The organism is Ruegeria sp. SAZD011, assembly GCF_059612545.1.
Genome location: NZ_JBXWQU010000041.1, coordinates 99,539 through 121,666, shown reverse-complemented (window position 1 = coordinate 121,666; position 22,128 = coordinate 99,539). Strand labels below are relative to the sequence as shown.

The 22,128-nt window shown below is 64.9% G+C and carries 22 protein-coding genes; 6 read left to right on the top strand and 16 right to left on the bottom strand.

What is annotated here, in order from left to right:
* The first annotated feature begins 104 nt into the window (after positions 1-104).
* Both AC2FLM_RS21125 and AC2FLM_RS21120 read left to right on the top strand, forming a co-directional pair.
* Positions 105-959: a DMT family transporter gene (locus AC2FLM_RS21125; RefSeq protein ID WP_496859854.1), complete on the top strand. Its 855-nt coding sequence runs from the start codon at positions 105-107 to the stop codon at positions 957-959.
* 9 nt (positions 960-968) lie between these two features.
* Positions 969-1,895 (top strand): lysophospholipid acyltransferase family protein, encoded by a 927-nt coding sequence (locus AC2FLM_RS21120; RefSeq protein ID WP_496859853.1) that lies wholly within the window; start codon positions 969-971, stop codon positions 1,893-1,895.
* On the opposite strand, the gene AC2FLM_RS21115 is transcribed toward AC2FLM_RS21120, so the two are convergent.
* Positions 1,896-2,594 (bottom strand): DUF1223 domain-containing protein, encoded by a 699-nt coding sequence (locus AC2FLM_RS21115; protein WP_496859852.1) that lies wholly within the window; start codon positions 2,592-2,594, stop codon positions 1,896-1,898. It lies immediately after the preceding gene.
* Positions 2,595-2,845: 251 nt separating this feature from the next.
* On the opposite strand from AC2FLM_RS21115, the gene acnA reads away from it, so the two are divergent.
* Positions 2,846-5,536 (top strand): aconitate hydratase AcnA, encoded by a 2,691-nt coding sequence (gene acnA, locus AC2FLM_RS21110; RefSeq protein WP_234217511.1) that lies wholly within the window; start codon positions 2,846-2,848, stop codon positions 5,534-5,536.
* Positions 5,537-5,768: 232 nt separating this feature from the next.
* On the opposite strand, the gene AC2FLM_RS21105 is transcribed toward acnA, so the two are convergent.
* The 10 genes from AC2FLM_RS21105 to yajC form a co-directional block, all read right to left on the bottom strand.
* Positions 5,769-6,308, bottom strand: a complete 540-nt coding sequence (locus AC2FLM_RS21105) for a DsbE family thiol:disulfide interchange protein (RefSeq protein ID WP_234136346.1) — start codon at positions 6,306-6,308, stop codon at positions 5,769-5,771.
* Positions 6,301-6,459: a heme exporter protein CcmD gene (gene ccmD / locus AC2FLM_RS21100; protein ID WP_234136345.1), complete on the bottom strand. Its 159-nt coding sequence runs from the start codon at positions 6,457-6,459 to the stop codon at positions 6,301-6,303. Before ccmD ends, AC2FLM_RS21105 begins: the two co-directional genes overlap by 8 nt.
* Positions 6,456-7,229 (bottom strand): heme ABC transporter permease CcmC, encoded by a 774-nt coding sequence (gene ccmC, locus AC2FLM_RS21095; protein WP_496859851.1) that lies wholly within the window; start codon positions 7,227-7,229, stop codon positions 6,456-6,458. The genes ccmD and ccmC overlap by 4 nt, the downstream gene beginning before the upstream one ends.
* A 45-nt stretch (positions 7,230-7,274) precedes the next feature.
* Positions 7,275-7,931 carry a heme exporter protein CcmB gene (gene ccmB / locus AC2FLM_RS21090; RefSeq protein ID WP_234166264.1) on the bottom strand — a complete coding sequence of 219 codons (657 nt, stop codon included), beginning with the start codon at positions 7,929-7,931 and terminating at the stop codon, positions 7,275-7,277.
* On the bottom strand, positions 7,928-8,542 hold the full coding sequence (gene ccmA / locus AC2FLM_RS21085; protein ID WP_496859850.1) for a heme ABC exporter ATP-binding protein CcmA: 615 nt from the start codon (positions 8,540-8,542) through the stop codon (positions 7,928-7,930). Before ccmA ends, ccmB begins: the two co-directional genes overlap by 4 nt.
* 139 nt (positions 8,543-8,681) lie before the next feature.
* Positions 8,682-9,035: an Mth938-like domain-containing protein gene (locus AC2FLM_RS21080; protein ID WP_496859849.1), complete on the bottom strand. Its 354-nt coding sequence runs from the start codon at positions 9,033-9,035 to the stop codon at positions 8,682-8,684.
* A gap of 2 nt (positions 9,036-9,037) precedes the next feature.
* Positions 9,038-9,793: a sulfite exporter TauE/SafE family protein gene (locus AC2FLM_RS21075; RefSeq protein WP_234143855.1), complete on the bottom strand. Its 756-nt coding sequence runs from the start codon at positions 9,791-9,793 to the stop codon at positions 9,038-9,040.
* Positions 9,794-9,862: 69 nt separating this feature from the next.
* Complete coding sequence (secF, locus tag AC2FLM_RS21070) at positions 9,863-10,831, bottom strand: protein translocase subunit SecF (RefSeq protein ID WP_234136339.1); 969 nt, start codon at positions 10,829-10,831, stop codon at positions 9,863-9,865.
* 1 nt (position 10,832) lies between these two features.
* Positions 10,833-12,494: a protein translocase subunit SecD gene (gene secD / locus AC2FLM_RS21065; RefSeq protein WP_234136338.1), complete on the bottom strand. Its 1,662-nt coding sequence runs from the start codon at positions 12,492-12,494 to the stop codon at positions 10,833-10,835.
* A gap of 28 nt (positions 12,495-12,522) precedes the next feature.
* Positions 12,523-12,807, bottom strand: a complete 285-nt coding sequence (yajC, locus tag AC2FLM_RS21060; protein WP_234136337.1) for a preprotein translocase subunit YajC — start codon at positions 12,805-12,807, stop codon at positions 12,523-12,525.
* Between the two features lie 164 nt (positions 12,808-12,971).
* Between yajC and AC2FLM_RS21055 the strand changes: the two genes are divergently transcribed.
* The 3 genes from AC2FLM_RS21055 (at position 12,972) to serS (ending at position 16,583) form a co-directional block, all read left to right on the top strand.
* A complete protein-coding gene (locus AC2FLM_RS21055; RefSeq protein ID WP_496859848.1) occupies positions 12,972-14,588 on the top strand; it encodes a mechanosensitive ion channel family protein in 1,617 nt (538 codons plus the stop codon).
* Positions 14,589-14,733: 145 nt separating this feature from the next.
* On the top strand, positions 14,734-15,150 hold the full coding sequence (locus AC2FLM_RS21050) for an SET domain-containing protein (RefSeq protein ID WP_234136335.1): 417 nt from the start codon (positions 14,734-14,736) through the stop codon (positions 15,148-15,150).
* A gap of 140 nt (positions 15,151-15,290) precedes the next feature.
* Positions 15,291-16,583: a serine--tRNA ligase gene (serS, locus tag AC2FLM_RS21045; RefSeq protein ID WP_234218246.1), complete on the top strand. Its 1,293-nt coding sequence runs from the start codon at positions 15,291-15,293 to the stop codon at positions 16,581-16,583.
* A gap of 39 nt (positions 16,584-16,622) precedes the next feature.
* Here serS and AC2FLM_RS21040 read toward each other — a convergent pair whose 3' ends face one another.
* The 5 genes from AC2FLM_RS21040 to AC2FLM_RS21020 form a co-directional block, all read right to left on the bottom strand.
* Positions 16,623-17,264 carry a helix-hairpin-helix domain-containing protein gene (locus AC2FLM_RS21040; protein WP_496859847.1) on the bottom strand — a complete coding sequence of 214 codons (642 nt, stop codon included), beginning with the start codon at positions 17,262-17,264 and terminating at the stop codon, positions 16,623-16,625.
* A gap of 93 nt (positions 17,265-17,357) precedes the next feature.
* Positions 17,358-18,341, bottom strand: coding sequence for a fatty acid desaturase (locus AC2FLM_RS21035; protein ID WP_496859846.1), 984 nt, complete (start codon positions 18,339-18,341; stop codon positions 17,358-17,360).
* Positions 18,342-18,520: 179 nt separating this feature from the next.
* Positions 18,521-19,993: a ribosome biogenesis GTPase Der gene (der, locus tag AC2FLM_RS21030; protein WP_496859845.1), complete on the bottom strand. Its 1,473-nt coding sequence runs from the start codon at positions 19,991-19,993 to the stop codon at positions 18,521-18,523.
* Positions 19,994-20,042: 49 nt separating this feature from the next.
* Complete coding sequence (locus tag AC2FLM_RS21025; protein ID WP_496859844.1) at positions 20,043-21,359, bottom strand: PQQ-like beta-propeller repeat protein; 1,317 nt, start codon at positions 21,357-21,359, stop codon at positions 20,043-20,045.
* A 63-nt stretch (positions 21,360-21,422) separates the two neighbouring features.
* The gene (locus AC2FLM_RS21020) at positions 21,423-22,094 is read right to left on the bottom strand and encodes a hypothetical protein (RefSeq protein WP_496859843.1); all 672 of its coding nucleotides are present in this window, start codon (positions 22,092-22,094) and stop codon (positions 21,423-21,425) included.
* Positions 22,095-22,128: the final 34 nt, after the last annotated feature.

Here is a 22,128-nt window from a genome sequence, read left to right as displayed (position 1 = left end):
TTCAAAATTCCGGCACCCGGCCGCTGGGTGATGGACAGAACCGAACCCGGGCGCTATCAGCTTCACATGTTCAACATCCTACTCCAGTCGCGGGCCCGAGCGTAATGGCCTCAACGGCGCGTCGGGCCATCCTTTTCATGGTTCTCGCCATCCTGTGCTTTTCGCTGATGGATGCCACGGTCAAGGCGCTGGCGCCGCTCATCGGCGTGATCCCGGCACTCTGGGCGCGCTATGCCGGACAGATGCTGCTGGTCCTGCTTCTTGTGCTGCCGCGCCTGCACAGGGTCATCCGAACCGCCTATCCGCGCCTGCAACTCTTGCGTTCGCTGATGCTGATGTGCGCGACCGGCTTCTTCTTTCTCGGTATCAGCCGCATCCCGTTGACAGATGCCACCGCGCTGATGTCAGTCAATCCGGTCTTCATCACCCTGGGCGCTGCCCTGTTCCTGGGCGAGCGTCTGGGTCCCCGTCGCCTGCTGGGCATAGCGCTCGCCCTGACCGGCGCGCTGATCGTGCTGCGTCCGGGCTCGGACCTTTTCCAGCCCGCCGCGCTCTTCCCGCTCGGTGCTGCCGCCTGCTATTCGACCTATGCCTTGCTGACCCGCCGCGTCGGACCGGACGAGGATGTCTGGACCTCGCTCTTTTACACCGGCCTTGTCGGCACGCTGTTGCTGAGCCTGATCGTCCCCGGCCACTGGCAGCCGCCCGGCCCGGCAGGTTGGGGGATGATCGCGCTCGTCGTCCTTTTCGGCACGCTGGGCCAGCTTTGCCTGATCCGCGCCTTTTCACAGGGAGAGGCGGCGATGCTCGCGCCCTATGCCTATTGCGGCCTTGGCTTTGCCGCGATCTGGAGCGCGGTCTTTTTTGGGGAATTCCCGGATGGCTGGACCATTCTGGGCGCGCTTGTGATCGCGGGGGCGGGTCTGTATGTCTGGCATCGCGAGAGACACAGCAGCTAAGAGACCCCGATGCCAGTTGAAAAATCCGAACTCGGCCGAGGCGCGCGCGCCTCATACTATGCGCAATATCTGCTGCTGCGCGGGCTGATCGGAGGGATGCGGCTGCTGCCTTATGATCGCCGGATCGCGGCGATGGGCCGGGTGATGAGCGCGATTGGCCCGCTGGTGGGGTTCAGCAAGCGCATTCGCGCCAATCTGGCCCTGACCTGCCCCGACCTACCCGAGGCCGAGATCGCGCGCCTGTGCCGCGCGGTGCCCGACAATGCGGGCCGCGCCATCATGGAACATTTCTCGCCCGACGAATTCACCCGTCGGCAACAGGGGGCACGGGTCAGCGGGCCGGGCGCGGCCGCCTTTGACGCGGCTATTGCCGAGGGCAAGCCGGTGATGCTGATCACCGCCCATTTCGGCCATTACCTGGCCACCCGCGCCGCATTGCAGGCCCGAGGCGGCAAACCGATCGGTTGCCTCTACCGCCGCATGGCCAACCCCTATTTCAACGAGATCTATGTCGATGCCTTCCTGCGCACCGGCAAACCGATGTTCGAACAAGGCCGGCGCGGCATGATGGAGATGGTCCGCAGCCTGAAACAGGGGGGCATCATCGCCATCGTCTCGGACCTGCACGCCCATGGCGGTGCCGAGCTGAGTTTCTTCGGCAAGCCCGCGGTGACCTCGGTGCTGAACGCGGAACTGGCGCTGAAATATGATGCGGTGATGATCCCCTGCTATTCGGTAAGGCAGGATAACGGGCTGGATTTCGAGATCGTGATGCACGATCCGGTCGCCCATACTGATCCGATCACCATGACCCAGTTCCTGAACGACGATCTGGAAAAGATGGTGCGCCAGCATATGGGGCAATGGTTCTGGATCCACCGGCGCTGGAAACCCTGGCTCGACCTTGGCACTCAGGACGACGACGCGCCGGGCTGATCACTCGACCCGGGCCGCCGCCAAGATCGGCCCCGGCCCGGCCTGCTGTACAAGCACGACTGCCGGCAGCTCGCCCTCGGTTGTGACACTCAGGCGTTTCTCGCTCTGTCCATCCCACTGCCCGACCACCTGCCAGCTGTCGACCACGTTGGCATAATCCAGTTCATGACCGGCAAGCTCGCCACGCTGGATCGAGGCATGGCGCAACGGCGTGTAACGCACCAGTTGCACCGCATAGAACCCCGCCTGCGCGCCCGCGCCGGGTGTCAGGGTAATGGTAATGTCATCGCCCACACGGGACGCGGCAAGCCCCATCGGTGCGGGACGCCCCTTGTGGGCCTCTATCAGTGCGAGCACCTGGTCCTCGCGGGCACCCACCACATCCTCGACCCCCTGCACGATCATCTGCGGGGTATAGATCATCGACCGTCCCCCGACACGGGCATAGGCCTGCTGGCGCAGGGTATGGGCCGGGTCGGCAAAATCGTCGACCCAACCGATATAGTCCCAGTAATCGACATGCAGCGCCAATCCGATCACATCGTCACGTCGCGCCAGCCGATGCATGATCGCATCCGCAGGCGGGCACGAGGAACATCCCTGCGAGGTGAAAAGCTCCACCACCACCGGCCCCTCGGCCTTGACGACTGGCGGCAGTGCCGACATGGCAAGAGCAAGGCAAAATGTAAGAGCTTTCATCCGGGTCGGGTCCGTCGGGTCAAGAGGCGATGATCCAGCTTTACCGCCGGCCCCGTCACGGCGCCAATCAAGGTTTCTTGAACCGCGCGCGAGAACTGTATGCCATTGCATACCGCATCTTGCCACACCATGTGTGCAATGGTATACAAAAATTGACGCACCCCCCGTCTTGGCGCTTGAACCCAAGGCGGGCGTGATGCAGATAACCCGCAGCGAATCCCATTTCCACGCTCCAAGAGAGGGAGGCCACGATGCCCATCAAGGTTGGACAGGACACCGCCAAGACGCGCCGCACGCTCAGCGTCAATGGCAAATCCATTTCCTATTACTCGATCCCCGCCGCCACCGAGGCCGGTCTGGGGGATTTCTCGAAACTGCCCGCCGCGCTGAAAGTGGTGCTGGAAAACATGCTGCGGTTCGAGGATGGCGGCTTTTCCGTGTCGGTAGACGACATCAAGGCCTTTGCCGAATGGGGCGCCAAGGGTGGCCAGAACCCGCGCGAGATCGCCTATCGCCCGGCCCGCGTGCTGATGCAGGATTTCACCGGCGTGCCCGCCGTGGTCGACCTGGCCGCGATGCGCGACGGCATCAAGGCGCTGGGTGGCGACGCGCAAAAGATCAACCCGCTCAACCCGGTTGACCTGGTCATCGACCACTCGGTCATGATCGACGAATTCGGCAACCCGCGCGCCTTCCAGATGAACGTGGACCGCGAATACGAGCGCAACATGGAGCGGTACCAGTTCCTGAAATGGGGCCAGGGCGCGTTCAACAACTTCCGCGTGGTGCCCCCCGGAACCGGCATCTGCCACCAGGTGAACCTGGAGTATCTGGCCCAGACCGTCTGGACCGACACCGATCAGGACGGGGCCGAGGTCGCCTATCCCGACACACTGGTCGGCACCGACAGCCACACCACCATGGTCAACGGCATGGCCGTTCTGGGCTGGGGTGTTGGCGGGATCGAGGCCGAGGCCGCGATGCTGGGCCAGCCGATCTCGATGCTGATCCCCGAGGTGATCGGTTTCGAACTGACCGGCCAGATGGTCGAGGGCACCACCGGCACCGACCTGGTTCTGAAGGTCGTCGAGATGCTGCGCGCCAAGGGCGTGGTGGGCAAATTCGTCGAATTCTACGGCGAAGGCCTGGACCGTCTGCCGCTGGCCGACCGCGCAACCATCGCCAACATGGCGCCGGAATACGGCGCCACCTGCGGCTTCTTCCCGATTGACGGCGAGACCCTGCGCTATCTGCGCAATACCGGCCGCGACGAGGACCGGATCGCACTGGTTGAAGCCTATGCCAAGGAAAACGGCTTCTGGCGCGATGCGGATTACGCCCCGGTCTATACCGACACGCTGAGCCTGGACATGGGCACCATCGTGCCCGCCATTTCCGGCCCCAAGCGCCCGCAGGACTATGTGGCACTGACCGATGCCAAGACCGCATTCACCCGCGAGATGGCCGAGACCTTCAAGCGCCCGATGGGCAAGGAAGTCGCGGTCAAGGGCGAAGACTATACCATGGAATCGGGCAAGGTCGTGATCGCCTCGATCACGTCCTGCACCAATACCTCGAACCCCTATGTGATGATCGGCGCCGGTCTGGTGGCCCGCAAGGCCGCAGCACTGGGCCTGAACCGCAAGCCCTGGGTCAAGACCTCGCTGGCACCGGGCAGCCAGGTGGTCAGCGCCTACCTGGAGGCCGCCGGCCTGCAAGAGGATCTGGACAAGATCGGCTTCAACCTCGTCGGCTATGGCTGCACCACCTGTATCGGCAACTCGGGCCCGATCCAGAAGGAAATCAGCGAGGCGATTGCCGAGGGCGATCTGGTCGCCACCTCGGTGCTGTCGGGCAACCGCAACTTCGAAGGGCGCATCTCGCCCGACGTGCGCGCCAACTATCTGGCCTCGCCGCCGCTGGTGGTGGTCTATGCGCTGGCCGGAACGCTGGATATTGACCTGACCTCCGAGCCGATCGGCACCGACAAGGACGGCAACGATGTCTATATGAAAGATATCTGGCCCAGCACCCAGGAAGTCGCCGAACTGGTCGAGCAGACCGTGACGCGCGAGGCGTTCCAGTCGAAATATGCCGACGTGTTCAAGGGGGACGAGAAATGGCAGGCGGTGGAAACCACCGATGCCGAGACCTATGACTGGCCCGCAACCTCGACCTATATCCAGAACCCGCCCTATTTCCAGGGCATGGGCACCGAGCCGGGCACCATCTCGAACATCTCGGGCGCCAAGGTGCTGGCGATCCTGGGCGACATGGTCACCACCGACCACATCTCGCCCGCGGGCTCCTTTGCCACCACTACCCCCGCCGGCAAGTATCTGACCGAGCGTCAGGTTGCCCCGCGCGAGTTCAACTCCTATGGCTCGCGCCGTGGCAACCACGAAATCATGATGCGCGGCACCTTCGCCAACATCCGCATCAAGAACGAGATGCTGGATGGCGTCGAAGGCGGCTATACCAAAGGACCCGATGGGCAGCAGACCTCGATCTACGAGGCCTCGATGGCCTATCAGGAGCAGGGCACTCCGCTGGTGGTGTTCGGCGGCGAACAATATGGCGCCGGATCCAGCCGTGACTGGGCGGCCAAGGGTACCGCTCTGCTGGGTGTCAAGGCGGTCATCGCCGAAAGCTTCGAGCGTATCCACCGCTCGAACCTGGTCGGCATGGGCGTCATCCCGTTCGAGTTCACCGGCGGCGACAATCGCAAGTCGCTGGGCCTGAAGGGCGATGAAACCGTCGCGATCAGCGGTCTGGACACCATCCAGCCGCTGCAAGAGGTGCCCTGCACCATCACCTATGGCGACGGGTCCGAAAAGACCATCACCCTGAAATGCCGGATCGATACCGCCCCCGAGATCGAATATATCGAGAACGGCGGCGTGCTGCATTACGTGCTGCGCAACCTGGCCAAGGCCAGCTGAGCGTCAGCGAACCGACCAAAGAGAGGGCGCCTTGCGGCGCCCTTTTCTTTTTGCGAGGCGCTGCCTCGCGCTCCGGAGTATTTAGGGCGGAATGAAATCAGGGGCTCTCATCCAGAGGCTCATTTCCGGCCGATCAAACGACCGCGCCATGACAGGAACGACCCGCGCCCCTTCACTTTGCTTGAAATACTCCGGGGGAGCCGCCCGGAATGGGCGGCGGGGGCAGCGCCCCCTATTTCGCCGCGGCCTTTTCCAGCGCCGGGCGGATGGTGCTGTCGATCACCCGTTCGGTGATCGGCCCGGCAAAGCGCAGCATGATGGTGCCATCACCCGCGATCACATAGGTCTCGGGCACGCCGTAGACGCCCCAGTCGAGGGCGGTGCGCCCCTGCTCGTCACGACCCAGCGCGACAAACGGATTGCCCAGTTCGTCCAGAAAACCCTGCGCGTTTTCCACCTTGTCCTTGTAGTTGATGCCGTAGATCGGGATGCCCTCGCCCGCGAGCTTTTCAAGGCTGGGATGTTCGGCCCGACAAGGCGCGCACCAGCTGGCCCAGTAGTTGACCAGCTTCACCGTTCCGTCGCGCATCGTCGCATCGTCAAAGCCTGGTGCGCCGGGAAAGGCGGTCAGCACCAGCGGCGGCGCGGGTTGCCCCTCGCGCGCCGAGGGCAGCGCCTCGGGATCGTCGCGGAACATGCCGACAGCGGCCAGCAGAACAAAGGCGCCGAAAATCAGCGGCGGCGCCACCATCAGCGGCGAGATCCTAGCCATTGCGCGACATCCTCTGTTCGATCTTTTCCATTTCGGCGCGCAGTTTGCGGCCACGCCGCAGGCTGAGCACCACAAGACCGATCAGCAGCACCAGCGAGGCGCCATAGGCGCTCAGCACCGTGGCGGCATATTTGCCCAGATCGGGGATCATCCGTTTGCCCTTTCCCGTGCGATCAGCGCCTTGATCCGACGCGCCCGGATCTCGGTTCCGGTGCGGTAAAAGACCAGAGTCACGAACAACAAACCAAAGCCCAGCAGACACAGTAGCAGCGGATAGGCATAGACATTGCTCACCTTCTCCTCGGTATCGGTGCCACTGACCGCGCCCGCGCGCAGCACCGAGGCCCCTTGATGCAGGCCCTGGTTCCAGAAATAGACCGCATAGCGGCTGAGCACCGCAAAGACCGAGCCGACAAGGCACAGGACCGAGGTCAGGTCGGCGGCGGTATCACCATCCTCGATCGCCTCCCACAGGGCCATGTAGCCGAGATAGAACAGAAACAGCACCAGGAACGAGGTCAGGCGCGGATCCCACTCCCACCAGGTGCCCCACATGGGCTGGCCCCAGATCGCCCCGGTGATCAGCGCGATCAGGGTCATCACCGTGCCCACGGGTGCCGCCGCGCGCGCGGCCAGCGCGCTGACATGGTGGCGCCGGATCAGCCAGACCAACGAGGTCACCAGCATCATGAACCAGATGCTGGTGGCCAGAAAGGCCGCAGGCACGTGAACATAGATGATCTTGACGGTCGAGCCCTGCTTGTAATCGTCAGGCGTGAAGAAAAAGCCCCAGACCAGACCACCCACAAGGGTGATCGCGGTCAGCACCCACAGCGCGGGCAGCACCCGCTCGGTCAGGGCCAGGAACTTGCGCGGGTTGGCATATTCCCAGAGCGCGTTGAGTCTCGTCGATATCGTCATGGGTCCTATCTAGTGCGAAGCGGGGCGGTTCTCAATTGACTTGCGTCAACGCAGATTGACGCGGAGGACGGCGGCGCTGGCAAAGGGGAGCAGAGCGATGGCGGCGGCGGTGATCCCCGCCAGCATCAAAAGCGGCGTGGCCACCTCCATCCCCGCCGCACCGCGCCGCGCCACCTCGGCGCCAAAGATCAGCGTGGGCACGTAGAGCGGCAGCACCAAGAGCGACAGCAGCAGCCCGCCGCGCTTCAACCCCACGGTCAGCGCGGCGCCGAATGTGCCCACCACGCTCAGCGCCGGCGTGCCCAGCAAGAGCGAGACCACCAGCCAGACAAAGCCGGGGGCGGGCAGGTTCAGAAGCACCCCCAGCACCGGCGCGGCCAGCACCAGCGGCAGACCGGTGGTCAGCCAATGGGCCAGCGCCTTCATCGTCACCACCGATTCCAGCGGCAGCGGCGCGGTGGCCAGCAGGTCGAGCGTGCCGTCCTCCCAATCGAGCGCCAACAGGCGGTCGAGCGACAGGAGGCAGGCCAGAAGCGCCCCCAGCCACAGCACCCCCGGCGCAATCGAGGACAAGAGCGCCGATTGCGGCCCCACCGAAAACGGCACCAGCACCGTGACGATCAGGAAAAACGCCAGCCCCAGGCCAAAGCCGCCCCCGGCCCGAAAGGCCAGCACCAGGTCGCGTTTCAACAGGGCGATCACAGGAAATCTCCATCCGGGTCGTCGAGCGGCGCCGGGCGGGCGCGATAGGGGCCGACATCCAGCACCTCGGCCTCCAGCCCCAAGTCGATATGGGTGGCGATCAGGGCCGACCCGCCCTGCCCCAGATGCGCGCGCACCGTATCGGCGAACATCGCAACCGCATCGCGATCGAGCGAGACGGTGGGTTCGTCCAGCATCCAGATGGGGCGCCCGGTCACCAGAAGCCGCGCCAGACCCAGCCGCCGCTTCTGCCCCGCCGACAGATTGCCCGCGTGACGCTCGGCCAGGTCCCCCAGCGCAAAGGCATCGAGCGCAGGGGCAATGTCACGCCCGCCAAAGACGGCAGCCCAGAACAGCAGGTTCTCGGTCACGCTGAGCGTGGGTTTCAGCCCGTCGGAATGGCCGGCATAGGCGATCCGGTCCTCGGCGCCCTCGATCCGTCCTGCCAGCGGCGGTTGCAGACCGGCCAGCGTGCGCAGCAGCGTGGTCTTGCCCGCCCCGTTGGGGCCGCGCAGGATCAGCGCGCGGCCGGGGGCGAGCGCGAAGTTCAGCCCCTCGAGCACGGGAATGCCGCCGCGGGCAATGGCAAGATCGGTGACGGTGAGTGTCATGCTCCTCGCTTATCCCATTGGCGCGGGGGGCAAAAGGCGGGATTTGCCGCATCGGGGACGCTTTGCGCCTTGCGGACGGGAGCGAGGGGCGCTGCCCCTCGCACTCCCCGGAGTATTTGTGGCGAAATGAAGCGCAGGGTCAGACCGGGAGTGCGGCCAGCGCGATGCGGCGGCCCTCGCCCAGGAGCACGTTATAGGTGCGGCAGGCGGCGGGCGAGGTCATCGCCTCGACCCCCAGTCCGGCCTGTTCGAGGCTCTGGCGCAGGGCCTGCGGGATATGGGCAACCTCGGCACCGGTGCCGATAAAGAGCACATCGACCTGCCCCGCCAGCGCCAGCAGCGGGGCGGCATCCTGATAACCGGCCCAGGGACCGGGACCGGCCGGGCCGGTCAGCAGCGCGCCCTGATGAACCTCGCCGCCGATGCGGAAGAACCCCGGCCCGTAGCCATCGACCGGGCGGGCACCGGAATAGGTCACTTCGGTCAGGCGCATGGTCACTCTCCCAGGGTCCAGAATGGCAGCCCCGCCAGCGCCGCGCCCAGGATCAGCCCATAGGCGGCAAGGCGATAGGCCCGCTCGTATCCCGGCACAAATAGCGCCGCGCCCAGCATCGTGCCAAGCATATTCGGCACGATCAGCGCCAGTCCGGTGACGATCCAGGCCGGATCAAGCCGCCCCGCCAGCCCCATCATCGCCAGCACCATCCAGTCATAGCCGAAGAGGTAGAAAGTGATATTGGCCCGGATCGCCGCCGCCGGTTTGGGGCTGGCCATATAGACAAATATCACCGGCGGACCGGGCAGGCCCGCCACCCCGCCCAGAAAGCCCGAGGCGGCGCCGGTGGCGGTCACGGCACCGGGTCGCAGCGCGCCGTGATAGCGCCAGCCCAGCACCAGCCCGGCCAGCATGGTCAGCGACACGCCCGAGACCAGCAGGCGGAACAGCCCCGGTTCGAGCAGGAACAGCATGTAGAGCCCCAAAGGCAGGGCCACCGCCGCCCCGAGCAATAGCCGCGCCAGATCGCCCCTGTCCACATGCCGGGCGGCACGCGGCAGCATCGGCAGCGGACCGACTATATCGGTCAGCACCAGCGTGGTGATCGCGGCCACCGGCCCCAGCACGATTCCCGCCAGCGGCAGATAGATCAGCGCGGTGCCAAAGCCCGCAAAACCGCGGGTGCAGCCGGCCAGAAAGGCCGCTCCGATCAGCAGGGCGATTTCAGGAGTGGAAAGGGCGAGGAGCGGTTCCATTGCGGGCAGCCTGCCCCGATCCCGAGCGCGCCTCTAGCGCCAAGACGGGACCGGGAATGGCGCCAGTTCTCAGGCGTCGATATCGGCGAACTGGTTGCCCGAGGTGTTGGTGGGCTTGGACCAGTCGCGCTTGACCCCCAGCCACAACAGGATGGTCGAGGCCACGAAGATTGAGGAATAGGTCCCCACCACGATGCCCCAGATCATCGCAAAGACAAAGCCGCGGATCACGTCGCCGCCCAGCACGTAGAGCGAGATCAGCGCCAGCAGCGTGGTGATCGAGGTCATCAGGGTCCGGCTCATCGTCTCGTTGATCGAGAGGTTCAGGACCTCTTTCAGATCCTTCTGCTTGTATTTGCGCAGGTTCTCGCGGACCCGGTCGAACACCACCACGGTATCGTTCAGCGAATAGCCGACGATGGTCAGCAGCGCGGCGATGATGGCCAGGTCAAAGCGGATCTGAAGTTCGGAGAAGATTCCGATGGTCAGCACCACGTCATGCACCAGCGCGGCCACGGCACCCAGGGCGAACTGCCATTCGAAGCGCAGCCAGATATAGACCAGCACCGCCAGGATCGCGAGACCCACCGCCAGAATCGCGGTCTGGATCAGCTCTCCCGACACCTTGGGGCCGACCGATTCGACCGAGACGAACTTGATGTCCGGGGCGACGCCGCGCAGCGCGTCCTGCACCTTGGCAATGGTTTCGGCCTTGACCGCCTCGGCCTCGTCCTGGGCCTGGATGCGGATCATGGCCACGTTCTCGTCAGGGCCGAAGGTGGGGTCGAACACCTCGGTGATCGAGACATCGCCCAGCCCCAGCGGGTCGAGCGCGCCGCGATAGGCGCCCACATCCACGGCCTGGGTGCTTTCGGTGCGCACCGTGGTGCCGCCACGAAAGTCGATACCGAAATTCAGGCCCTGGATCAGGAACGAGGCAAAGCCGATCACGACCATCAGGGCCGAGATGCCCAGCCAGACCCGCCAGCGCTTGAAGAAATCGAACGTCGTATCGTCAGCAATGAGTTTCAGGCGCATGTCAGACCTCGATCGTCTTGGGACGGCGGCGTTCGAACCAGGTCACCACCAGCAGGCGGGTGACAAAGATCGCGGTGAAGACCGAGGTGAGAATGCCCAGCCCCAGCGTGATGGCAAAACCCCGAACCGGACCCGAGCCCATGGCGAACAGGATCACCGCCGTGATGAAGGTGGTGATGTTGGCGTCCAGAATGGCGCTCAGCGCCTTTTCGTACCCCAGTTCGATGGCACGGGCCGGGCCTTTGGCGGTTTTCAGCTCTTCGCGGATCCGCTCGAAGATCAGCACATTGGCGTCCACCGCCATGCCGACCGTCAGAACGATGCCCGCGATGCCCGGCAGGGTCAGCGTGGCGCCGATCACCGACAACAGGCCAAACAGAAGGCCCACGTTCACGACCAGCGCGATATTGGCGAAGATGCCGAACAGGCCATAGCTGGCCCACATGAAGCCCAGCACCGCCACGAATGCGACCACGGTCGCGACCTTGCCCGCGTCGATGCTGTCCTGCCCCAGTTCCGGGCCGATGGTCCGTTCCTCAAGGAATTCCAGCCCCGCAGGCAGGGCGCCGGCGCGCAGGAGCACCGCCAGATTGGTGCTTTCCTCGACGGTGAAATTGCCGGTGATGATGCCCGAGCCGCCGGGGATGTGGCTCTGGATGACCGGGGCGCTGATCACCTCGCCGTCCAGTGTGATGGCAAAGGGCGCGCCGACATTGTCGCGGGTGTAATCGCCGAACTTGCGCGCACCCGAGGTGTTGAAGCGGAAGTTGACCGCCGGGCGGCCGTTCTGGTCAAAGGCGGGCTGGGCGTCGACCAGTTCCTCGCCGGTGACCACGGGGGCGGATTCGATGGTGTAGAACACGCCTTCCTGGTCCAGCGATGGCGCCAGTTTCTCGCCCACGCCGACACGGGCATTGGCATCGGTGCCGCGCGAGACAACCGGGTTGAAGGTCAGTTGCGCCGTGGTGCCGATGATCTCTTTCAGTTCCGAGGCGCTGCCGATGCCGGGCACCTGGATCAGGATGCGGTCGGCGCCCTGACGTTGGATGGTGGGTTCGCGGGTGCCGACCTCGTCGATGCGGCGGCGCACGATTTCCAGCGCCTGGCGCACGGTGCGGTCATCGGTGGCAAGGCGCTCGGCCTCGCTGAGGGTCACGACGATCTCGTCCCCCTCACCGCGCACCTCGATATCGTTCGATCCGGCCCCGGTCAGGGTCTGGATCGGGCGGGCCAGCCCACGCACCAGTTCCAGAGCGCGGCTCATGCCCTCGGGCTGGCTGATCTTGACCCGGATCTCGTCGGGTTTCGAAGGCTGCTTGCGGATGGTGCCGACAGTCGCCCGCGCGTCACGCAGGGTGTTGCGAATTTCCGGCCACATGGCGTCCATCCGGGCGGCATAGACATCCGACACCTTCACTTCGGCCAGCAGATGCGCACCGCCCCGCAGGTCGAGCCCCAGATTGACCAGCGAGGACGGCATCCAGCCGGGCCACTGCCCCGCCGCCGCCGTCAGTTCGGGCGTTTCGCCGCGCAGCTCGATCGCGGCGCGGGCGTCGTTGCTCTGTTCAACGCGGGTATAGAACGCGTTCGGCAGGGCCAGAACCAGCCCGCCGATACAGACAAGCCAGATCAGGACCCGTTTCCAGGTATCTATTTGCAGCATGACCCTGCCTTTTTTCGCCTCGGTCGGCTTACTTCGCCGGTTCGGTCTTGTTCAGCACCTGCGCGATGGTGGATTTAACCACGCGCACCTTGACGCCCTCGGCGATCTCGACCTCAAGCTCGCCGTCTTCCTTGACCTTGGCGACCTTGCCGATCAGCCCGCCCTGGGTGATCACCTGATCGCCGCGACGCAGGGCGCTGACCATGGCCTGATGTTCCTTGACCTTCTTCTGCTGCGGCCGGATCAACAGGAAATACATGATCGCGAAGATCAGGATAAGCGGGAGAAACTGGGCGATTGCGCCACCATCCATGGGACATTCCTTTGTGCTGAGTGGCGGGGAGCGGCCCCGCGAAATTTCCGGGAACCTATGCGCAGAACCGTGGCATTGCAAGCCGCCCCGGGCGCGATATGGGGGCTATGCTTGTCGAAGCGCACAGCTATAGTCGAAAGGCCCAAGACAGAAAAAGGTGACAGATGCTCCGCTCCCTGATTGCCCTGATCCTGACCGTGCTGGTGCTGAGCGGCCTTCCGGCGCTTGCGCAGCAGGATACGCCTGACGAGGGTATCGACCGGACCGACCTGTTTTCCCCGGTGATCGTCGACGGTGAGCGTTTGTTTGTCCTGCGCGGCGCCAGCGGCCTGCCCGCCGAACGGCGTGCCGCCGAGGTGGTCGAACGGATCGAAGCGGTGGCTGCCGGGTCCGTGGCCGAGAGTGTCACGATCACCACCCAGCCCAATGCCTTCGGCATCGCCATTCTGGCCGACGGGGTCGAGGTCGTGACCGTCACCACAGCGGATGCAAGGCTGGAGCGGCTGGATATCGACACCCTGATCGAGGTGCAGGGCAATGCGATCCGCGACGCGATCCTGAACTATCGCGCCGCCCGCACCGACAGCGCCCGGCTGGAAAGCGCCATCGAAGCGCTGGCCTGGACCGGTGGATTCGTCCTGTTCACCTTGATCGGCTTCTGGATCCGGCGGCGGCTGAACCGCATTTGTACACGGCTGGTGCGACGCTACTTTGCCGGGCTGGAATCCGCCACCAATGCCCAGGTCCAGGCCGACGCCATCGCCGCGCTGATCCGCTTTGGCCTGAACTTCGTGCTGCTGGCGCTGTTTTTCCTGGGCATCTACTATTATCTCTCGCTGGTGCTGCTGTCCTTTGCCGAAACCCGCTATGTGGCGCAGTTGCTGCTGACTTATGTGACGACACCGGTCCTGAACATCGTGTTCGGTTTTGTCGGCTACCTGCCCAACCTGATCACCCTGGCAATCATCGCGCTGATCACCCGCTATGTGATCCGGGGTCTCAAGGTGTTCTTTGACGCGGTCGAGGCGGGCAGTTTCGATCTGGGCGATTTCGAACGGCACTGGATCGGCCCCACCTTCAACATCCTGCGCGTGGTGGTGGTGATGATCGCGCTGGTGTTCTCGTTTCCCTATATTCCCGGCTCGGATTCGGCGGCCTTTCAGGGGCTGACGATCCTGGTGGGCGCAATGCTGTCGCTGGGGTCGAACTCGGTGATGAACAACGTGATCTCGGGGCTTTTCGTGATCTATCGCCGCTCGACCTCGATCGGCGACCGCATTCGCATCGGCGAGCATGTGGGTGACGTGGTGCAGATCAAGCTGATGGAGACGCACCTGAAGTCGATCAAGAACGAGATGATCTCGATCCCCAACGCGCAGCTGCTGAATTCGGACGTGATCAACTATACCAAGCATATCGACGGCAACGGCCTCCTCGTCTACACCACGGTCGGCATCGGATACGAGGAACCCGCCGACAAGGTCGAGGCGATGCTGATCGAGGCGGCGCAGCGCACAAAGGGGCTCAAGGCCAGGCCGGCGCCCTTTGTCCTGTGGTCGGCGCTGGCCGATTACGCGGTCAACTACCAGATCAACGCCTATACCACGCGCGGCGCCATCATCCCCAAGATCACCTCGGATCTGCATCGCAACATCCTCGATGTGTTCACCGAAAACGGGGTGCAGATCATGACCCCCTCGTATATCGCCGACCCGCCCGAACCCAAAATCGCGCCGGCCGGCTGGGACGGGGTGCTGGCGCATCAGCGCAAAGAGACATAAGCGGCGCCAGTGTCACGCAAAACCCGTTGCAAAACGCCGCGAATCGGCGCTTTGATTTTTTCGCGCAAGCCGCCAGGCGCGGGGCCCACCCCCTTTCTCCGGTCCGGAAGGCGGCCCGGCCATCCTTGACAGAAGGAACAGGCGCATGATGATGGTGCGCTGCTATCTCGCCCCCTCGGAAATCGAAGGGCTGGGCGTTTTCTGCCATGACGACATCGCCCGGGGCGACAAGGTCTGGCGCCATGACAAGATGCTCGACATCACCTTTCCCGAAAGCAAGCTCGACAATGTCGAACCGCATGTGAAGGAATTTCTGGAGCGTTACAGCTATCCCGATATCAACCGGCCCGGCTACCTGATCCTGGAAAGCGACGAGGGCCGGTTCATGAACCATTCGATGTATCCCAATCTGGATTTCTCGGATGGGATCTGGGGCGTGGCGCTGACCGATATTCCGGCGGGTACCGAGCTGACCTGCGACTATGCCGATTTCCTGACCGGCGTGATCCACATGCAGCCGCCGCGCCACAAGATCGCGGCCCCCCGCGTCGCCTTCAGCTGAGCCGGGCCGCAAGGTCAACCGGGGGCCGGGAGCAACACCCGGCCCCTTTCTCTGTCCGCAAGCCGGCGGGGGCGCTACACCCCGGCGCGCGGATGGTGCATAACCGGGCCAGTGAATCACCCAGTCCAAGGACCAGACCCATGCACGACATCCGCGCTATCCGCGAGAACCCCGCCGCCTTCGACGCCGCGCTTTCGCGCCGTGGGAGCGCGCCGGTGTCGTCGGACATCCTGGCTCTGGACGAAGCCCGCCGGGGCAAGATCCTGGCCGCCGAGACCGCTCAGGCCGAACAGAACAAGGCCAGCAAGGAAGTCGGCGCCGCCAAGGCACGCGGTGACGAGGCCGAATTCGAGCGCCTGCGCGCGCTGGTGGCCGAGAAAAAGGCCGAGATCGCCGCGATGCAGGCCGAGGCCAAGGAGCTGGACGCCCAGTTGACCGACCTGCTTGCGGGCCTGCCCAACCTGCCCGCCGAAGACGTCCCGCAAGGGGCGGATGAGGCGGACAACGTGGAACTGCACCGCTGGGGCACCCCGCGCCAGATGGATTTCGCGCCCAAGGAACATTTCGACCTTGCCTCGGTTCAGGACGGCATGGATTTCGAGACGGCCGCCAAGCTGTCGGGCGCGCGGTTCGTGCTGCTTTCGGGCGCGGTGGCCCGTATCCACCGGGCGCTGGCGCAATTCATGCTCGACACCCATAGCGAACAGAACGGCCTGACCGAGGTGAACGGCCCGGTGCTGGTCCTGTCCGAGATGATGTATGGCACCGGCCAGTTGCCGAAATTCGGCGAAGACAGCTATCAGACCCGCGAGGGCTGGTGGCTGATCCCCACCTCCGAAGTGTCGCTGACCAATATCGTCAATGGCTCGACCATTGCCGAGGATTATCTGCCGCGCCGCTATACCGCCCATTCGCTGTGCTTCCGCTCCGAGGCGGGCTCGGCCGGCAAGGACACCCGCGGCATGCTGCGCCAGCACCAGTTCGAAAAGGTCGAAATGGTCTCGGTCACCCATCCCGATCATTCCGACGACGAACAGAAACGCATGCTGCGCTGCGCCGAGGGCATTCTCGAGGCACTGGGGATCCCCTATCGCACCATCGTGTTGTGCACCGGCGACATGGGGTTCGGCGCCCGGCGCACCTATGACATCGAGGCCTGGTTGCCCGGCCAGAACACCTATCGCGAGATCAGCTCGGTCTCGACCTGCGGCGATTTCCAGGCCCGCCGCATGAATGCGCGGTTCAAACCCGCCGACGGCGGCAAGCCGCAATTCGTGCATACGCTGAACGGCTCGGGCCTTGCGGTGGGCCGCTGCCTGATCGCGGTGCTGGAGAACGGCCAGAACGCGGATGGTTCGGTCACCCTGCCCCAGGCGCTGGCTCCCTATCTGGGCGGCAAGCTGACGCTGAACACGGACGGCACCCTGAGCTGATCTCAGGGAACCACACCAGACCGGAACGAGGCGAAGAAGTTACTTCTTCGCCTTTTTCTTTGCCTTCTTCTTGTCCTTGTCGTCCTTTTTCTTGCCGGACTTCTTCTTGCCGGATTTCTTCTTGTCCGACTTCTTCTTGACCTTGGCTTCGGCCTTGCGGATTTTCTCTTCGAAATCCTTCTTCTTCTGCTTGGCCTTCTCTGCCTTTGCCGCTGCCTTGGCCTTTTTGCGCGCCTTTGCGTCGGCCTCGGCCTGTTCGGCCAAGGCCGCTGCCTCGCCCGCCCGGACCTCGGCCTCGCTGGCCTCGTCACGGGGTGACGCGGGTTTGGCGGGTGCCGACTGCGCGGGGGCCGCGGCGGCGGGTTTGGCCCGGACAGGGTCGGACTTCTTTACCGTTGCGCCACGTCCGGCAACCGGGCGGCGTGTACGAGAGGTTCGCCCTGCCGGCTTGCGAGCCGGTGCGGGGCTGGCAGCCGGTGCGGCGGTTTTCGACGAAGGCGCCGATACCAGCGCCTGCGCCGCGGCATGAATGGCCTTGGCCCTGAGCGCGCCAATGCGCGGCAGGTTCATCAACCGTTCGATGCTGGCGGCGGCAACCGCCTCGGCACTGTCAAACCCGTTCTCGGCCAGCATTCTTGCCAATGCCGGGCCAACGCCCTCGATCTTCTTGACAGGGGTCATGTCAAACTTCCTTTGCCTCCCGTTTGTCAAAGATTACTCGTTGTATACACAATCTGTCTTTCCTCCGTGCCCCCTTTTTGCGGAATACGTAGTCTAGCCGGTCACCGTCTCGACCACGTCCGCGCGTTTCGGAAAGGGCACCAGGCATCGGGCGTCCTCATCCCAGAGCTTGAGGTTCAGCGCGGCCACCGCCTCGGCAAAGCGTATGCGGCGCGGCGCGTATTCGGGCGGCAGGTTGTAATGGCAGGCCCGCAGCCGATAGGACGGGATGCGCGCGTTGAAATGATGGATATCGTGCAGGGTGATACAGGCCACGGCCATGTCGAACCACCAGCCGAAATCCAGCGCCGACGACCCCTGCAACGCCGCCAGCTGCGGGTCCAGACCGGGGCGGCGGTCCCAATAGGTGTCCTCGAAATTATGCTGGAGGTAGACGAGGAACACCCCGATCATCCCGCCCAGAAAGGAAAAGCCCAGCCAGACCAGCAAGCCGGTCATCCCCGCCAGCGCCCAGAGCAGGGCCAGAAAGACGACAATGGAAAGATTGTGCAGCAACACCCCGCGCGCGCCGAACCGGGTCGCGTTCTTGGGCCAGCGGTAGCGGATAAAATAGGTGAACGCCGCCCCCAGCGGGATCAGGATGAACGGGTTGCGATAGAGCCGATAGGCGAGCCGCGTGCGCCAGTCTGCCCCCCGCCACTCCCGCAGGGTCATGGTGTGGATCTCGCCGGTCTCGCGGTGTTCCAGATTGCCCACCCCCGCATGATGCAGGTTGTGGTTCTGCTTCATCACCTCGAAGGGCGCAAATGTGAAGGGCGACAGGACGTGACCGGCCAGTTCGTTCTGCGTGCGCGTCTCGAACAGGGAATGGTGGCCGCAATCATGTTGCAGCACGTAAAGCCGCACAGCCGCAAAGGCAAAGACCACCCCGGCGGGCACCAGCACATACCAGCGATCCACATGGGTGATCGCCAGAGAGAGCGCGGTGAAATAAACCGCGAATGTCCCGAAATAGCTCAAAGCGGCAAGGCGGTTGTCCTGCACCGCGTATTGACGTGTGTATGCTCTCAGATCCATCTCCGCACCGCTCCCTCGGATGGCCGGGTTCTCTTGCAACAGACGACTTGGGTGCGCGACGCAGGAATGACAAGCGCGCCGCGACAAAGAAACCTTTGCGTACATAGTGATAGCGCCGCAAGCGGGTATTTGTCACCCGCTGCGACAATAAGCATCGCATGCTGGCATGCGTCTGCGACCTAGCCGCGCGACTTGAGGTGCTTGGTCAGGGCGCCGGCATTCTTCTTGCGCCGGCCCTTGTAGGGGTTCTTGTCCCCCTGCCCGCGCAGGGTCAGGCGGATCGGCGTGCCCGGCATGTCGAAATCGGCGCGCAGACCGTTGACCAGATAGCGCGAATAGCTTTCGGGCATCTTGTCGGGATGGCTGCACATCACCACGAATCCCGGCGGCCGGGTCTTGGCCTGGGTCATGTACCGCAGCTTGATCCGCTTGCCCTGCGGCGCGGGCGGCGGATGCTGTTCCAGCATGCCGATCAGCCAGCGATTGAGCGCGGCGGTGGGAATGCGGCGGTTCCAGACCGCATGGGCGCGCAGGATCGCGGCATGCAGACGGTCGAGCCCGCGCCCGGTCTTGGCCGAGACGGTCACCAGCGGCGCCCCACGCAGCTGCGGCAAAAGCCGCTCGAAGCTGTCTTTCAACTCGCGCAGCTTGTCCTGCTTGTTTTCCTCGACATCCCATTTGTTGACCGCGATCACCACCGCACGGCCTTCACGCTCGGCCAGGTCGGCGATGCGCAGGTCCTGCTGTTCAAAGGGGATGGCCGCGTCGAGCAGCACCACCACGACCTCGGCGAACTTGACCGCGCGCAGCCCGTCCGAGACCGAGAGCTTTTCCAGCTTTTCCTGCACCTTGGCCTTCTTGCGCATGCCGGCGGTGTCGAAAATCCGCATCGGCGTGCCGTCCCAGTCGATCTGGAGCGAGATGGCATCACGGGTAATTCCCGCCTCGGGACCGGTCAGCAGACGCTCTTCGCCCAGGATGCGGTTGATCAAGGTCGACTTTCCCGCATTGGGGCGGCCCACCACCGCAACCTGAAGCGGCTTGTCTGCGGTGATGACGGGGGCCTCTTGCACGCCGCCCTCGGCGTCATCCTCTTCACCCTCGGGGTCGAGGTCGACGTCGGTTTCCGGCGCCTGCTCTTCGGCGGCCTTCTCCATCTTGTCGGCCAGCGGCATCAGGATGGCATAGAGATCGTTCAGCCCCTCGCCGTGTTCGGCGCTGAGCCGGATCGGCTCGCCCAGCCCCAGCCCATAGGCCTCGATCACGCCGGCATCGGCGGCCGCGCCCTCGGCCTTGTTGGCGGCCAGGATCACATGCGCCGAGCGGCGGCGCAGGATATCGGCGAAGATCTCGTCATTGGGGGTCACGCCCGCACGGGCGTCGATCATGAACAGGCAGATATCGGCCATGTCCACCGCCCGCTCGGTCAGCCGCCGCATCCGGCCCTGCAGACTGTCGTCGGTGGCGGTTTCCAGCCCGGCGGTGTCGATCACCGTAAAGCGCAGATCGCCCAGCCGCGCCTGCCCTTCGCGCAGGTCGCGGGTCACGCCCGGCTGGTCGTCTACCAGCGCCAGCCGCTTGCCGACCAGACGGTTGAACAGGGTGGATTTGCCCACATTGGGCCGCCCCACAATGGCGAGGGTCAGAGACATGGCACTCTACTTTTCTAGACTCAGACGCGCCCTATAGCGCGTCCGCGCGTCAACGGAAAGCGTGCAGTTGGCCCGTGGCCCCCACGACATAAAGGGTATTGCCCGCCACCACCGGCCCGGTGGTAGCCCCGCCCGGCACCTCGACCCGGCTGATCATCGCCCCATCCTCGGGGTTGTAGAGCCGCAGATAGCCGTCATTCGAGGCGACGATTACCCGCCCACCGGCCAGAACCGGGCCGTAATGAGCATAGCTGGCGCCGCGCTTCTTGGGCTTGTCCTTGACGAAACCGGGCAGGTCCTGGGCCCAGATCACGCTGCCGTCGCTGGCGTCGAGGCGGACGATCTGGCTGCGGTCGCTGACCAGGAACACGCTGTCGCCCGCCGGCCAGACCGGTCCCAGCGCGCCTTCGGTCGCGGTCCAAAGCCGCTCGCCATTGTCGGCGCGAAACGCCACGGTACGGCCCGAATGGTTGCCCGCGTAGACGGTTGACCCCTGGATCACCGGGCTGCCGGTGACATCGCCGATCCGCGCCGCCGCGCGGCCCTTGCGCTGACCCGAGACCGAGGCCGCCCAACGGCGCACCCCGCCGTTGCGGAAACTGCCGATCAGGTCGCCCGAGCCAAAGGCAAAGATCACCAGGTCCGACGTCATCGCCGGCGCCGGTGCGCCCAGGACGTTGCCGACGCTGGGCGTGGCCTGAACCTGCCAGGCGATGCGCCCGTCCTTGATGTTGATGGCCCAGCCGGTATCGTCTCCGGCCACCAGATAGAGCAGCCCGTCGCGGATGGTCGGCGTGCCCGAACCGGTCGCGTTCAGCTTTTGCTGCCAGCGCATCGCGCCGGATTTGGCGTCGAGCGCGGTCAACATGCCATAGCCGGAAGAGACATAGAGAATGCCATCGGCATAGGCCATGCCACCGCCGGTGGCCTGTCCCTCGTCCTCGCCCGGCGGCACCAGATCGGTCTGCCAGGCCAGCCCGCCACCCGGCGTCACGCCCGAGACGCGGGCGGCGCTGTCGAGCGTATAGATCAACCCGCCCGCCACCACCGGATCGGCGGTGATGCGCTGACGCTTTTCATCACCCGATCCGATCGGCGTCGACCAGATCCGTTGCGGCGTGCTGCGCAGGGCGGGATGGGCGGTGCGGAACGCCTCGGTGCCCGGCGCCTGCGCCCAGGTGCTGTTGGCCTGTTGTGCCGGCAGGCGGATGGCGCGGCCCTGATTGACCACCGCGTCGGTGGCACCGGGGCGGATATCCTCGCGCTCACCGGGCAGGATCACCTCGGGTTCGGCACAGGCCGAGAGCAGCAGCAGCGCGCTGCCCATCAGGGATGCCCCGATCCGGGAGAAAGAGCTGGTCACCATGGTCGAACTCGCCTGTCTTTCGTTGTCTCTGTGCCGCCGCGCGGCGCTGTCCGTGTCCCGGGCTCAGCCCTGACGGGTGGGCAGCGGTGCGGGTTCGGCCCCCAGCGCCACCATCAACTGAGTTGCGCGCTGTTGCAAGTCCGTGCTGACCTCGGCGTCCTCGCGGATGGATTGCAGCCGGGCCAGCGCGGCCTCGGTCTCGCCCTCGGCGATGTCGATCAACGCCAGTTGTTCGAGCGCCAGCAGACGCAGCGGCGCGCCGGGCTGGGCCAGCGCCTCGTACCGCTGGCGGCGGTCGGCGACGGGCAGCGTGTCCGCCTGCAACAACAGCGCCTTGAAGGCGGCGATCTGGCGATAGATTTGCGGCAGTTCCCCCTGCGATGCGAGCGCCTCGAGCCGGGCAACCGCCGCCGCCTTGTCCCCGTTGCCGGATTCGGCCGCCGCCGTCAGCAGCGCCAAGACCGCGTCGCCGCCGGTGCTGGCGGGTTCGATCCCGGCCAGCGCCTCGGCCCGCGACGCGGCATCGTTGGAGGAAAGCGCCGCGATCACCGCATCACCCAGCGCCTCGGCGCGGGCGGTGACCTGCGCCTTGGAATATTCGTTCCAGGCCGCGCCGCCGACGATGGCCAGCACGGCAAGCCCGCCGATCCAGCCCCAGCGTTTGAGCAGCAGGAACATGCGGTCGCGGCGAACCTCTTCGGTGACCTCGTCAATGAAACTGTCGGTGTCGCTCATCCCTGGCCCCTGCCCTGTTATCCTGACCTTTTCC

Coding starts and splice junctions, on each gene's coding strand:
- AC2FLM_RS21125 (WP_496859854.1), top strand. CDS start 105: ATGGCCTCAACGGCGCGTCGGGCCATCCTTTTCATGGTTCTCGCCATC.
- AC2FLM_RS21120 (WP_496859853.1), top strand. CDS start 969: ATGCCAGTTGAAAAATCCGAACTCGGCCGAGGCGCGCGCGCCTCATAC.
- AC2FLM_RS21115 (WP_496859852.1), bottom strand. CDS start 2,594: ATGAAAGCTCTTACATTTTGCCTTGCTCTTGCCATGTCGGCACTGCCG.
- acnA (WP_234217511.1), top strand. CDS start 2,846: ATGCCCATCAAGGTTGGACAGGACACCGCCAAGACGCGCCGCACGCTC.
- AC2FLM_RS21105 (WP_234136346.1), bottom strand. CDS start 6,308: ATGGCTAGGATCTCGCCGCTGATGGTGGCGCCGCCGCTGATTTTCGGC.
- ccmD (WP_234136345.1), bottom strand. CDS start 6,459: ATGATCCCCGATCTGGGCAAATATGCCGCCACGGTGCTGAGCGCCTAT.
- ccmC (WP_496859851.1), bottom strand. CDS start 7,229: ATGACGATATCGACGAGACTCAACGCGCTCTGGGAATATGCCAACCCG.
- ccmA (WP_496859850.1), bottom strand. CDS start 8,542: ATGACACTCACCGTCACCGATCTTGCCATTGCCCGCGGCGGCATTCCC.
- AC2FLM_RS21080 (WP_496859849.1), bottom strand. CDS start 9,035: ATGCGCCTGACCGAAGTGACCTATTCCGGTGCCCGCCCGGTCGATGGC.
- AC2FLM_RS21075 (WP_234143855.1), bottom strand. CDS start 9,793: ATGGAACCGCTCCTCGCCCTTTCCACTCCTGAAATCGCCCTGCTGATC.
- secF (WP_234136339.1), bottom strand. CDS start 10,831: ATGCGCCTGAAACTCATTGCTGACGATACGACGTTCGATTTCTTCAAG.
- secD (WP_234136338.1), bottom strand. CDS start 12,494: ATGCTGCAAATAGATACCTGGAAACGGGTCCTGATCTGGCTTGTCTGT.
- yajC (WP_234136337.1), bottom strand. CDS start 12,807: ATGGATGGTGGCGCAATCGCCCAGTTTCTCCCGCTTATCCTGATCTTC.
- AC2FLM_RS21055 (WP_496859848.1), top strand. CDS start 12,972: ATGCTCCGCTCCCTGATTGCCCTGATCCTGACCGTGCTGGTGCTGAGC.
- AC2FLM_RS21050 (WP_234136335.1), top strand. CDS start 14,734: ATGATGATGGTGCGCTGCTATCTCGCCCCCTCGGAAATCGAAGGGCTG.
- serS (WP_234218246.1), top strand. CDS start 15,291: ATGCACGACATCCGCGCTATCCGCGAGAACCCCGCCGCCTTCGACGCC.
- AC2FLM_RS21040 (WP_496859847.1), bottom strand. CDS start 17,264: ATGACCCCTGTCAAGAAGATCGAGGGCGTTGGCCCGGCATTGGCAAGA.
- AC2FLM_RS21035 (WP_496859846.1), bottom strand. CDS start 18,341: ATGGATCTGAGAGCATACACACGTCAATACGCGGTGCAGGACAACCGC.
- der (WP_496859845.1), bottom strand. CDS start 19,993: ATGTCTCTGACCCTCGCCATTGTGGGGCGGCCCAATGTGGGCAAATCC.
- AC2FLM_RS21025 (WP_496859844.1), bottom strand. CDS start 21,359: ATGGTGACCAGCTCTTTCTCCCGGATCGGGGCATCCCTGATGGGCAGC.
- AC2FLM_RS21020 (WP_496859843.1), bottom strand. CDS start 22,094: ATGAGCGACACCGACAGTTTCATTGACGAGGTCACCGAAGAGGTTCGC.